The organism is Pedobacter lithocola, assembly GCF_042650845.1.
Classification (GTDB): domain Bacteria; phylum Bacteroidota; class Bacteroidia; order Sphingobacteriales; family Sphingobacteriaceae; genus Pedobacter; species Pedobacter lithocola.
Window position 1 is genome coordinate 657,920 of sequence record NZ_JBHSBW010000007.1, and the last position, 12,926, is coordinate 670,845.

Genomic DNA, 12,926 nt, shown 5'->3' on the forward strand with positions numbered 1-12,926 from the left:
CTTTTTACCAAGGCGATTCGCCATTATCGCTGAAGAATTTTCCGGTAGGACCGTTTTCATCCAATACAGCGTATTGCACAATAAGTTCTGCAGCATCCTCAACCGATTTTGGACCTTGATTGTTATTGAAATCAGTTTTGGTATAACCTGGATTTACACTGTTGATTTTGAAGTTGGTATCTTTAAATTCATATGCAAGCATCACAGTAAAAGCGTTCAGTGCTGTTTTTGATGCACAATAAGCTATTGGTTTAACTTGGTAGTGTTCCCATTCTGGGTTGGTATGGTTTCCTAATGAGCCTAAATCACTTGATACATTCACAATTATTGGAGCTAATGATTTTTTAAGCGTAGGAATTAATACCTGCGTAAGTTGAATTAAACCAAAGAAATTTGTATCAAACACCTTTCTAATATTTTCTGGTGAAGTTTCAGATGCATTTTGTGGGAAATCTCCCGGAATGCCTGCATTATTAATCAATACATCTAGTTCAGTGATTTTATTAGCTGCCATCATTATAGCATTTTCATCAGTAACATCTAAATCTATCGCTTCTACATCTGTAAAACCAAGCTTGTTTAACTCCTCAATTGCGTCGACAGCTTTTGCCGCATCGCGACAGCCAATGTACACATGGTAATTTTTAGCTAATAATTGTTTTGCCGTTTCAAAACCAATGCCTTTATTACCACCGGTTATTAATACTTTCTTTTTCATGTCGTTTTTTTTATACAACAAAAATGAGCCTATAAAAGCATAAAAGATTTGCCAATTGGCAAAAACAAATTAGCTAATGTTTTTTCTTATTCTGCTTAATGAGGATTGTGTAATGCCTAGATAGGAGGCTAGCATAGAAAGAGGAACCTGATTGGCCACATTTGGGAATAGTTCTAAAAATTTTGTATATCTAGTTGTAGCATCTTGATTTAGTAAAGTATTGCTTGCCTGCACTTTTTTCATCAACGCATCCGTTAAAATTCTGGTAAAAATATCACTCCAGTTTTTTACTATGTTTGATAATTCAGTAAACGCAGATTTGCTAAATACCAACAATGTACAATCAGTTACCGCTTCTACATATTCTGATGATGGGGTATCATTAAAAAAACTTGATGAATCTACAACAAACCTATTTTCTAATACAAAACACCTGGTATATTCTTCCCCTTTATTGCCATAATAGCAAACTCTGATTATTCCCTCGGTTATAAAACCAACTTGTTTTGCTAGCTTATTGGCTTCAGAAAAGTAAGTCCCTTTTTTTAAGTGGATTACTTCTGCTTTAGATTTAATTAAGTCTATCTGTTGTGGTGTGATAGAACCGAATTTCAAAATGTAATCAATCATTTCTTCCATTGTTAAATATAGCTTAGAATGTTGGTAAATTATTTGTCATTTGGCAAAAAACAAAACTCATAATTAAATTTTAAATCGCTATCATAAAAACGATTTAGCGTAACGTTAATGCTACTTTTTACGCTCAGTGCTTGAAATTTATATATTTGATATACCAACCAAAATATATCAATAAATATGAAAACAGAAGCTAGAAATCTATTAAGTTTTGTGTTAATTTTTCTGTTAACATCTACTGTTGCTAAAGCTCAATCAACAGATAAATATGTTAAGTACGTAAACACATTTATTGGTACGGCTCCACTTACAGACCCAAAAATTTTAGGTTATGAGTTGCCCAAAGGTTGGCGGTCGTGGGCTGGTTTAACTTTTCCGGGTACTTCAATGCCTAACGCAATGGTTCAGCTTAGTCCGATGACTGAATATGGTTCTGGAGCCGGTTATGAATATGAAGATTCTGTAATTTATGGCTTTACGCACACCAATAAAGGCCATTGGAATTTATGCAATATTCCAATTTTACCACTGTCAAATCCCGGTGCTACATTCGGTTCAAAATTCTCTCATAAAAATGAAAGCTCTGCGCCAGGATTTTATCAGGTTTACCTTGATGATTACCAAGTAAATGTGAGTTTAACGTCAACATCAAGAGCAGGTTATCATCGTTACGAATTTAAAGATAATACAAACAGGCAGATACTTTTCGATATGGGAAAAGCCAATAGTCGGGTATCAACATGGAATATTAAACAGGATGGGAGCAATGCAATAGAAGGTTTTCAAGGTGGCGAAAATGTCTATTTCTATGCGATAATAAATACTAAAATAACCAAGCTTGATAAAACTGAAGAAGGTAAACGCACAGGTTATGCCATTGTTCATCTTGCTGATGGAAATACTGCACCTGTAGAACTTAAAATAGGTTTATCATTTGTAAGTACTGCAAATGCTAAAGAAAATTTATTGAAAGAGATTGGTGATAAAACATTTAAAGAAATTCGTGCTGAAGCAACAACAAAATGGGAATCAATATTATCATCTATTCAGGTTAAGGGCGGTACAGAAAAGCAAAAAGTTATGCTTTATTCTTGCTTATATCGTTCGTTTTTATGGCCTGCATTGCGAAGTGATGTAAATGGAGAATATACAGATGCAAATCGAAAAGTCGTCAAATCCGATTTCAGGTATTACACAGAACCATCATTGTGGGATACGTATCGCAATAAAGACGTGCTGTTAGGATTAGTATCTCCCGATGTAACGCTCGATGTGATAAAATCGATGAAAGATGTTGGTGATAAAAAGGGATTTATTCCTACATTTTTTCATGGCGACCATGGTTCATCCTCCATTGCAGGAGCTTATTTAAGAGGCATAGATAATTTCGATATTAAAGGGACTTATCAAATTTTATTAAAAAATGCCAATACTCCCGGAGGTGCAAGGCCACATATTGAAGAATATATTTCAAAAGGTTTTATTTCCGATCCGGATGTTAAAAACCCTAATGTAGAAACCAAAGCCAATGCAGGCGTTTCGAAAACCTTAGAATATGCTTATGATGATTATTCTGTTGCTCAAATTGCTAAGAAATTAGGCGATACTGCAAATTATAGAATATTGATGGCCAGATCAAAAAATTATAAAAACATGTTTGATCCATCAACAAGGTTTATGCGGGGCAAACTAGCCGATGGAAGCTGGATTACGCCGTTCAATCCTCAATTCCCATATTATGAATATATGTATAGGGAAGCAAATGCTTGGCAGGTTTCATTTTTTGCGCCGCATGATATGCAAGGTTTGATAGCATTGTATGGAGGTGAAAAGGGTTTTGAATCTAAACTTGATTCACTTTTTACCGTACCATGGAACCCAACTTACATTGCTAGGAATGTTGAAACCATGATTGGACAATATTGTCACGGAAATCAGCCCGATCATGAAGCACCTTTTGCGTATCATTTTATTGGCAAGCCCGAAAAATCGCAAAAGATTTTGGATAATATTTTAAATAATTTATACGGAATTGGTGATGATGGATTGGCGCTTTCTGGTATGGACGATGCCGGAGAAATGTCTTCCTGGTATGTTTTTAGTGCTTTAGGCTTATACCCATTTTCGGCAACTGATGCGGAATATATCGTAAGCGTACCACTATTCGACGAGGTGAAATGGAGAACAAGCAACGGTAAGTTAATTACCATATCTAAACCAAATAAAGGTAGGGATTTGACTAATATTAAAGTAAATGGAAAAGATTTGAAAGGATATTTTGTGTCACACGATTTGTTTAAAAATGGAGGGAAAGTTGAGGTTGTTACAAAATAAAAGATTTTAGTGTTTGGTGGGTGAAATTTTGAAAATATTATGTACATCTATTTTTAGATTCTGCATTTAACAGTTTCAATTTATTTATAAACGCTTCAAGCTAATTTCTATCTTAGTGCCATTCGAGAAGATTAGGCTTTAATGTAATGGAAACTTCAATAGATATTTTACAAAAACTATTATTCGAGCTTGCTGGAGTTTTACCAGCCGATACAATGCCATTATTTGCCATTACAAATGGTGTAACAATTGAACCTGGTGAAATTTATATCGGATTAGGAGTAACCAAAAGAAAAATTGCCTTCATAGAAAAAGGTATCATGCGAGCCTACACCATTAAACAAAATGGAGATGAAGCAACGCTTTTTATGCGCTGGGAAGGACAATTTTTGGCTTCGCATGACACAATAATTCATCGTCAGCCTTCAAGATTCATCTATCAAGCATTAGAACCCGTAACACTTCTACAAATAGATTACGATGACTTGGAAAATGTTTTGAAAATTCATCCAGAATTTGAACCGTTGCGTAATTTTTTTCTGATGAGAATGTTATCCGAAACTTTAAAGATGATGGAATCTTTTGTTACGCTATCTCCAGAAGAACGATATCGTGATTTATTAAACGAGAGTTTTGACTTGGTAAATCGAGTGCCTGATAAATACATTGCCTCTATGCTGGGTATCACACCGGTATCATTAAGCCGAATTCGTAAAAGAATGCACACTAAAGCACGAGTTTAAATATTTTTACGTGCTGCTACGAAATTATCTTTTGTTAAGTAGTTTAACAGCTTTAACACCATAATTTTACAACGTTAAATAACATTATGGAAAAGATAATAGAAGAAACCGTTCGAATTTTTAGCATGTCTGCCATCAGATATTTTATCTTGGCTGGTATTCCATTCGCTCTATTTTATTTGCTGATGCCAGATAAGCTAAGCAAATTTAAAATTCAAAAAAAGCTAGCTTCTAAAAATGATTTCATTCGTGAAGTATGGCATTCGATGCAAAGCACACTCGTTTTCGCAGTTGTGGGCGTTGCTGTATTGTTTACGCTCCTTAAACAATTTACTTTAATTTATGATAACGTAAACGATTTTCCGGTGTGGTATATTGCTGCTTCTTTACTAGTTGCCCTAATATTGCAGGATACTTATTTTTATTGGATGCATAGATTACTGCACCACAAAATGCTATTTAAACATGCCCATTTACTCCACCATAAAAGTACAAATCCATCACCTTGGACAGCCTACAGCTTTCATATCATCGAAGCGATAGTAGAAGGACTTGTTTTAGTTCCTATTGTGTTTATATTACCTATACATGAAATTACCATTTTATTATTTACAGTTGCTGGTTTCATCATTAATGTTTATGGGCATTTAGGTTATGAAATTATGCCAAAATGGTTCCGAAATTCCTGGTTGTTTGAGGTTTTTAACACATCTGTTCACCATAACTTGCATCATAGCAAGTTTAAAGGGAATTATGGTTTATACTTTCGAATTTGGGATAGGCTTATGAATACAGAACACCCTGATTACTTGGCTGAATATGATAAACTACAAGCGCAACGGTTTGGAGAACCTTTACATAAAAAATTAAATTCAACAAAGCAGGTTGCTTAATACTTCAGCGTTTGCCAGATTAAATCTATAAGTAAGATTTACAGCGTTTCCAATATTTAAAAAATGATGAATAAGCTCCCGTAACTTCAGGAAACATCCATTCATAATCATCTTTTATCCCTGGATAGTGTTTAAATGCTGGATGATCTTTTGAAATAATGGTATTATCGATGGTCAACTCACATCCATTATAAGTTGTTGTTAAATCAGAAATTTCACCTACAAAAACTTGAATACCTGAAATGTTTTCAGATAAATCTAATACAAATTGTATCACGTTTTCACTAACAGGATATTTTGCAAAATGGGATGGTTCCAAAAGCAAAATTCGGTTTACATCATCATCTTTCCTCCATAATGGATCCAAATTATAACTATTGTAAATTATTGTGGGTTTGCTGGTATCAATGCTAGGTTTTTCTGTTTCAGGAAGGATGGTTTCTAATTTTAAATTAATCTTCTCTAATAATACATCAGGAATTTCCATATTGGCAACATCCTCGTATGATTTATCTAGAAAAGTATTTTGTTGGTTGCTTCCGGTATATTTATTAATATTCTCCTGGTTACAATAATATTTCTTATCAGCAAAAGCACCAGCTACCCATTGCCAGCTTGCATTATTGCTTGCCATATCTCCGTCCAATAAATTATAATATAACCATTTAGACGGTTCCAGCCAGTATGCTTTGCCTACGTTACAAACAATCGCTGCCACATACATTCGCAAGTGATTATGCATATAGCCCGATTCGTAAAGCTTGCTGATATGCGAATCAATAGCTGTTATATTCGTTTCGGCTTCAAAAACCGCTTTAATCATTTTATTATGATGCACATCAGGCTGCGGCTGTCTTAGGTCATCCCAAATAGCATCGCCCTTTTCCTGCCAAATACGCTGATAATATTCTCGCCAGGCTAATTCCTGTAAAAATTTTTCTGTTTGATAGGGCTCCAAACCCTTATCTAAAGCTTCTTGTTTAACTTGCTTTAAGCTAATTACACCTCTAGAAATGTATGGAGATAAATAGCTCACAGCACCATTTATAAAGTTGCGTGTCTTGGCATATTCTACCGGATTTATTTCGGCTACTTTTTGTAATATCAGCTTATAATCTGTTTCAAATTTAGGCTCAGACATAAATGCTACCTTTTGGTTATTTTATTATTGCTTATCGCTCTTTGTCGGTCGCATTTGAAACGTGTACTAGTTATATCTCTCAAAGCCGCATGTTTTGTCGTTCTATTGGTCATTCTTTTGCGCCACATTTTAAAACTGCTTGCTTTCATTTCTTTACGCATTAATTCTATAACCTCTTGATGGTTTAAGCCAAATTGTAATTTTATAGCATCAAAAGTGGTACGGTCTTCCCAAGTCATCTCAATTATTCTATCAATTTCAATTGAAGTAAATGTATTTTCTTGCATATTAACTTATTATGTTTCGTTTGTGTATTGCGAACCATATATACGCAATTATGATTAATTAGGTTGCGTTTTATTTAAATAATTATTAAAAGTTCACTTAACTTTTGATATCAACAAATGCTTAGATTTAAAGTTTTTCTCTTAACACATATTGATTTTTAAACCAGCTTACCTAACCTCAAATATTTAGTATTAGAAGGATTTTTTGAAAGTTGAAGTTCAGTATTTCATTGCGATTGTAGCCCTGCTTTCCGCTGTAGCGCCAATGAAAAATCGGCGGCTGCCGCTTCAATCAGGCTTGGTTAAAAATGGGTAGCTTTATTAAAAGCTTAGCCAAAAAAACAGAAATAACTCTAATATGTTATAAACAAAAAAGGCTTTACATTTCTGTAAGGCTTTCGTGAACCTCACCGACATTTTCTCGAACCACTTTGTGTCATATTTAAAATGTATAATTAATTTGGCTGATGAATTAGATGACAAAGAATGAAAGTTCTCTTGTAGAATTTCTGGTAATTTCACTACTAGAGTATATTATTAAAGGGTACAAACCAATTTGGTTGCCCCCCGTTCCACCAATTTTGTGACTTTAGTGCTAGTGTTGTATTAAAATATTTTTGACGAGATGGAGACAGCGCACCTTGGTTTATCTACATTGCAAAAAAAAGTTTAGGTTTAACTAAATATGGTTTTTTGCAGACAAGTGAACAAGTGGGGGTTTCGTCAAAAAGTCTATTTTAAATAGCTAATTGCATTTTTTACAAAACTTGTAAAAATTTACAAAACAAGATCTTGAGTTTATCTAAAAAATTTATCAATTTTTCAGATATTATAAAACTTAAAAAAAGCAGGTGTTCTGATAACGTTAAGGTTTTCTTACTTAACGAAAGTTACTTTAAGCTGGTTGGTGTAACGCCAACCAGTGGTTAGCGACTTGATTTTTCATTATGGTGAATTTTGGTGAACAATACGATAATTTATTTTGTAATCGTTTTTTTAAGAAATCCTATAAATTACTAATTATTCAAATTCGCTCCCGGTATTCCTTTGGCGTTACGCTAAGCAATTTTTTAACATATCGGGTAAAGAACGAACGGCTCGAAAAATCCATTTCATCGGCTATTTCGGAGATATTAAGGTTCTTATTTTGCAATAGTATGATGATCCGCTGTTTTGCATTACGCTGTATCCATTCAGATGCGGTTATTGCGGTATTTACCTTGCAGATGTAATTAAGGTATTTGGGTGTAATATTCAGCTTTTTACTGTAAAACCTAACCTCTCGCTGTTTCATGCAATTTTCCTGTACCAATTGTATAAATTGTTCATACAAGGTTCCACTTTGCAAACTTCGTTTTCTTCTGTCGAGCTCGTCTTCGAAAATGTGCCACATTTCTAACAAGAAAATTTGCATTTGTAGTTTAAGTGCTTCATCATAAAACCGATGGTTTGTTTCCTGCGACATATCGTACAGCAACTTGAAATTTTTCAGGATTTTCTCCTTGTCTTTTTTATCCGGATGCAAAATCGGATATTCCTTGGAATGTATAATGCTGTCGATGCTCGCCGTGGCACTCGGCAAACTTGCTGTAAGCAAATCGCTGTCGACAAACAAAATCGTCGCCTTAAAACTTTTTGAAAAAGACAGGTCCGAAACATTAATGCCAGCCAACCAAAAGATAAACTCGCCTTTTTTACTTTGATATTGCTTGCCATTAAAGACAAATTTCAGGCTCCCACTTCGACAATAGACATGAGTATGAAACCTGATATTAAAATTATCTGGGAATTCACTTCCCGATATCGCCTTGCAGAGCATAACTTTTTGATTTGCTGCCATATTAGGTAAAAATATAAGAATAAATTAATTATAAGTAATATTTGACATTACTTGCGAAATAAATGTAACATAACACCTGATGATTGGTTTTATCTTTGTTCTTATAAAAATTACTGCAATGAATACAGAAGATATTTTTGAGAGGTTACGCAATGGAGAAATTATTTTACCAAACGATCCGGATGCTTATCAAATGATGGAAGTTTCTTTTGCAACAAAAAAGCTTTTGTTCCAAATGAATAATGCAACTGAACCGGAAGAAATCAGAAGCTTTTTAGGCCAAATCATAGGTTCAGAAATTGACGGGACTGTTAATGTATTTACGCCTTTGCACATCAATTACGGAAAGCATACAAAAATTGGTAAAAATGTCTTCATCAATTTCGATTGTGTGTTTTTGGATCTGGGCGGAATTACCATTGAGGACAATGTATTTATTGCTCCGAAAGTAAGTTTATTATCCGAAGGACATCCAACTTCCATCGAAGACCGACATTCTTTAATTCCAAAGGCTATCCACATCAAAAAAAATGCTTGGATTGGTGCTAATGCAACAATTCTTCCAGGTGTAACCATAGGAGAAAATGCAGTTGTGGCAGCGGGAGCGGTCGTTTCTAAAGACGTTGCTCCAAATACTATTGTTGGAGGGGTTCCGGCAAAATTTATTAGAAACATTTAGATATGAAAAAATCAATTCTTATTGCGCTAACTGCAGTCCTTTTTTATCGTACTGTAAGTGCACAATCAACATCAAATTCAGTACAGATGAAAGAAATATCGGAGAAAAAATATTCCACATTTAAGGTAAGTGACCGAGTAACCCTATATAAGGTCACGTTCAAGAACCAATATCAAATGGAAGTTGCGGGGCATCTTTTTATCCCCAATAACCTAGATAAAAAATCAAAAAATCCTGCAATTATTGTCGGTCACCCGATGGGGGCGGTAAAGGAACAAAGTGCCGATGTATATGCCTCAAACATGGCAGACAGAGGGTTTATCACTTTGGCAATCGACCTTTCTTTTTGGGGCGAAAGTGAGGGCGAACCCCGCAATGCAGTTTTGCCGGATATGTATGCAGAAGATTTTAGTGCGGCCGTCGACTTTTTAGGCACAAGACCATTTGTAGACAGGAATAATATAGGGATTATAGGCGTTTGCGGAAGTGGAAGTTTTGTGATAAGTGCGGCCAAGATTGATCCAAGGATGAAAGCAATAGCAACACTAAGTATGTACGATATGGGTTCTACCAGTCGCAATGCCTTGAACCATTCGCAGAGTCTTGAACAGCGTAAAAAAAATCAGGCAGAAGCCGCTGAGCAGCGATATCTTGAATTTTCTGGTGGTGAAACCAAATATACAGGTGGAACTACCCACAAAATAGATGAGAACACTGATCCGACACAGCGTGAATTCTATGAATTTTATCGTACACCTAGGGGAGAATATACCCCTAAAGGTGGTTCATCAAAAACGACCACACATTCAACCCTCAGCAGTAATACGAAGTTCAACAACTTTTACCCGTTCATTGATATGGCAACCATTTCCCCCCGTCCGATGTTGTTCATTACTGGAGATAAGGCTCACTCCAGGGAATTTAGTGAAGATGCCTACAAAAGTGCGGGTCAGCCAAAAGAACTGGTCATCGTTCCAAATGCGGGCCATGTAGACCTATATGATAAAACTGACCTAATCCCATTTGATAAGCTGGAAAATTTCTTTACCAAATACCTGAAACAAAAAGGTAATTATAATCTACATTAAAAACTTATGAAAATATTATCTATAACTTCAATTGCTACTTTACTGATCTTAAGTATCAGCTGTAGTGCCCAGACTACTGACAAGACAGATCAGAACAAACTAAATTTTATCTTTTCAAAAGGTAAGTTAGGCCCAGCTGAAAATTTTACAGGTAAGGCCTGGAACATCGGTTTGGTAGAAAATGACACGGTCTATAATACCGTCGTGGGAAACGTCTATTTTGAGCCCGGTGCGAGAAGCAACTGGCACACACATCCCTCGGGACAGATCCTCATCATCACCGATGGTGAAGGTTACCACCAGATAAAAGGGCATCCAAGACAAACCCTCAAAAAAGGCGACATAGTGAAGTGCCCGCCAAATGTAGAACATTGGCATGGTGCAAGCCCCCAGACCGGAATGCTACAAATGTACATCTTGCCAAAGACAGAAAATGGCATGGTAACCTGGTTGCAGAAAGTAACCGTTGAAGAATACAGTAATCATAAATAAATATGAAATATCTTTTAACAACCATTATGATGCTCGTTTCTTTATCTTTAAGCATGTCGAGCTGTGGCAAGGACAATAATCTTGAGCCAATGTCGGAAATTGAGAATAATACTAATGGAACTACGAATGCAACAGGAAGTAAGATGAAGATAATTGTAGGAGCCGCTGTTTTTACAGCAACACTTAACGACAACCAATCTGCTAATGCATTCAAGGCAATGTTGCCCCTTAGTATCAAAATGGAGGATCTCAACGCGAACGAGAAATTTTATAATTTCACTGGCACCTTGCCAACCAATGCTTCTGTGGGAGGCAATATTCAAGTTGGAGATATAATGTTGTATGGCAACAACTGTTTAGTAATTTTTTACAAAGGCTTCAATACTTCATTTAGTTACACCAGGCTTGGTAAGATTGATAATGTAACCGGGCTTGTTGCTGCGTTGGGTTCTGGAGATGTGAATGTCAGGTTTGAACTACAGTAAGCATTATCAGATATGTTGAAGAAAACAGTTAACCAAACAATTGAAAACAGAAAAATAATGATAAAAACTTCTTTAATTACAATGTTAACTTTAGTTACATTCATAAGCACAGCTTCTTCACAGGAAACCAAAAATCCGGCCCAATTGAAAGTAGGAAATTTTTCCTAACAGCAAGTTGGAAAGCAAAGTTAATAACCAAAAACTAAAAGAGATAACAATCTTGACACGTATGGAGCAGAGTGAAGAAAAATTTAAACCGTTGTTTGGCGAAGGGATAAATGGCATAGAAACAACTGATCCTGATTTTCAGGAAATAATGAACAGTTTCATTTTTGGAGAGGTTTATAAACATGGCAAACTAGATAACAGGATGCGTGAACTCACAACAATAGTTGTGCTTACAGTAAATCAAAACTTGCTTCAACTCAAATCTCAGGTTGCTGCGGCACTAAGTATTGGAGTAACGCCCATCGAAATAAAAGAAGCGGTTTACCAATGCGCACCATATATCGGTTTTCCAAAAACATTGAATGCTATCCATGAAATAAATGAGGTATTTAAAGCAAATAAAATTGTGCTACCACTTCAAAGTCAAAAGACGGTAACAGAAGAAACCCGTTTAAATAAGGGAATTGCAGTGCAAACAGTAATATTTGGTGATGTAATACCAAAGATGAGAACAAATGCGCCTGAAAACCAAAAGCGTATACAAGATTATTTATCTGCATTTTGCTTTGGGGATTTCTACACCCGTGGTGGGCTTGATATAAAAACGAGAGAATTGTTAACACTCAGCATGGTATCCAGTCTTGGTGGCGCCGATAGTCAGGTGAAAGCACATGTACAGGCCAATAAGAATGTTGGAAATGATAAAGCAACATTAATTGGCGTAATCACCCAGTGTCTACCATACATGGGATTTCCAAGAACACTTAATGCGCTGGCTTATGTAAATGAAATTTTTATCGAAAATTAATATATAATAGAATTTATTGTAATGGCAAAACACGAAGAAGTACAAAATGGGGTTATTTTCCCAATAGGTGAAAAAAATGATGCATACGCTCAATACTTTATTGGACAGAGTTATTATAATGCTTTAGTCGCAGACCCTAACATAAGCGTGGGCGTAGGTAATGTTTCCTTTGAACCAGGCTGCAGAAATAACTGGCATCGGCATAATGGTGGATTTCAGATTTTGATGGTAACCGGCGGTGAGGGATGGTACCAGGAATTTGGAAAGTCTGCGCAAGCCCTGAAAGTTGGAGATGTGATCTTAATTAATGATGGTGTTAAACACTGGCATGGTGCAGCAAAAGATAGCTGGTTTGAGCACATTGTAATCACGGCGGGGACGCCAGAGTGGTTGGAACCTGTAGATGATGTTCATTACAACCAGATTTAAATTCCTTGTGCCTGTCATTATTTCATCGTTATCTACAGCCCAGCGTTACGTTGCTAGTATATCGAAACCATCTGCATTTACAGTTTGAAATGGAATAAGCCGACCAGTTTCGATGAATACATTTAAATAATTACATTAATTATATTTTTGCATTATTCTAAAGGATCTAAAGCAATATTTGAAAT

The 12,926-nt window shown here is 35.6% G+C and carries 14 protein-coding genes; 9 read left to right on the top strand and 5 right to left on the bottom strand.

The genetic code is table 11. The annotated features are described in order from the left end of the window. Window positions 1-4: 4 nt before the first annotated feature. Window positions 5-718 (bottom strand): SDR family oxidoreductase, encoded by a 714-nt coding sequence (locus ACFOWA_RS05145; RefSeq protein WP_378982438.1) that lies wholly within the window; start codon window positions 716-718, stop codon window positions 5-7. 69 nt (window positions 719-787) lie between these two features. Beyond that, entirely contained in the window at window positions 788-1,357 is a 570-nt protein-coding gene (locus ACFOWA_RS05150; RefSeq protein WP_378982440.1) for a Crp/Fnr family transcriptional regulator, read from the bottom strand. Window positions 1,358-1,534: 177 nt separating this feature from the next. On the opposite strand from ACFOWA_RS05150, the gene ACFOWA_RS05155 reads away from it, so the two are divergent. The 3 genes from ACFOWA_RS05155 to ACFOWA_RS05165 all read left to right on the top strand — a co-directional run bounded on the left by ACFOWA_RS05155 (window position 1,535) and on the right by ACFOWA_RS05165 (window position 5,324). Continuing rightward, the gene (locus tag ACFOWA_RS05155; RefSeq protein ID WP_378982442.1) at window positions 1,535-3,688 is read left to right on the top strand and encodes a GH92 family glycosyl hydrolase; all 2,154 of its coding nucleotides are present in this window, start codon (window positions 1,535-1,537) and stop codon (window positions 3,686-3,688) included. A gap of 146 nt (window positions 3,689-3,834) precedes the next feature. Then, window positions 3,835-4,431: a Crp/Fnr family transcriptional regulator gene (locus ACFOWA_RS05160; RefSeq protein ID WP_378982443.1), complete on the top strand. Its 597-nt coding sequence runs from the start codon at window positions 3,835-3,837 to the stop codon at window positions 4,429-4,431. A gap of 86 nt (window positions 4,432-4,517) precedes the next feature. Next, on the top strand, window positions 4,518-5,324 hold the full coding sequence (locus ACFOWA_RS05165; RefSeq protein ID WP_378982445.1) for a sterol desaturase family protein: 807 nt from the start codon (window positions 4,518-4,520) through the stop codon (window positions 5,322-5,324). Window positions 5,325-5,349: 25 nt separating this feature from the next. Here ACFOWA_RS05165 and ACFOWA_RS05170 read toward each other — a convergent pair whose 3' ends face one another. The 3 genes from ACFOWA_RS05170 to ACFOWA_RS05180 all read right to left on the bottom strand — a co-directional run bounded on the left by ACFOWA_RS05170 (window position 5,350) and on the right by ACFOWA_RS05180 (window position 8,592). Next, entirely contained in the window at window positions 5,350-6,465 is a 1,116-nt protein-coding gene (locus ACFOWA_RS05170; protein ID WP_378982447.1) for an FAD-binding domain-containing protein, read from the bottom strand. 5 nt (window positions 6,466-6,470) lie between these two features. Continuing rightward, entirely contained in the window at window positions 6,471-6,752 is a 282-nt protein-coding gene (locus ACFOWA_RS05175; RefSeq protein ID WP_378982449.1) for a TIGR03643 family protein, read from the bottom strand. 1,024 nt (window positions 6,753-7,776) lie between these two features. Further along, window positions 7,777-8,592 carry a helix-turn-helix domain-containing protein gene (locus ACFOWA_RS05180; protein WP_378982451.1) on the bottom strand — a complete coding sequence of 272 codons (816 nt, stop codon included), beginning with the start codon at window positions 8,590-8,592 and terminating at the stop codon, window positions 7,777-7,779. 118 nt (window positions 8,593-8,710) lie between these two features. Here ACFOWA_RS05180 and ACFOWA_RS05185 point away from each other — a divergent pair, with 118 nt between their 5' ends. The 6 genes from ACFOWA_RS05185 to ACFOWA_RS05210 all read left to right on the top strand — a co-directional run bounded on the left by ACFOWA_RS05185 (window position 8,711) and on the right by ACFOWA_RS05210 (window position 12,741). Then, a complete protein-coding gene (locus tag ACFOWA_RS05185; RefSeq protein ID WP_378982453.1) occupies window positions 8,711-9,271 on the top strand; it encodes a DapH/DapD/GlmU-related protein in 561 nt (186 codons plus the stop codon). Between the two features lie 2 nt (window positions 9,272-9,273). Then, on the top strand, window positions 9,274-10,359 hold the full coding sequence (locus tag ACFOWA_RS05190; RefSeq protein ID WP_378982455.1) for an alpha/beta hydrolase: 1,086 nt from the start codon (window positions 9,274-9,276) through the stop codon (window positions 10,357-10,359). A gap of 6 nt (window positions 10,360-10,365) precedes the next feature. Next, entirely contained in the window at window positions 10,366-10,851 is a 486-nt protein-coding gene (locus ACFOWA_RS05195; RefSeq protein WP_378982457.1) for a cupin domain-containing protein, read from the top strand. Between the two features lie 2 nt (window positions 10,852-10,853). Beyond that, complete coding sequence (locus ACFOWA_RS05200; RefSeq protein ID WP_378982459.1) at window positions 10,854-11,336, top strand: cyclophilin-like fold protein; 483 nt, start codon at window positions 10,854-10,856, stop codon at window positions 11,334-11,336. Between the two features lie 175 nt (window positions 11,337-11,511). Further along, window positions 11,512-12,312, top strand: a complete 801-nt coding sequence (locus ACFOWA_RS05205) for a carboxymuconolactone decarboxylase family protein (RefSeq protein WP_378982461.1) — start codon at window positions 11,512-11,514, stop codon at window positions 12,310-12,312. Between the two features lie 21 nt (window positions 12,313-12,333). Continuing rightward, the gene (locus tag ACFOWA_RS05210) at window positions 12,334-12,741 is read left to right on the top strand and encodes a cupin domain-containing protein (protein ID WP_378982463.1); all 408 of its coding nucleotides are present in this window, start codon (window positions 12,334-12,336) and stop codon (window positions 12,739-12,741) included. Window positions 12,742-12,926: the final 185 nt, after the last annotated feature.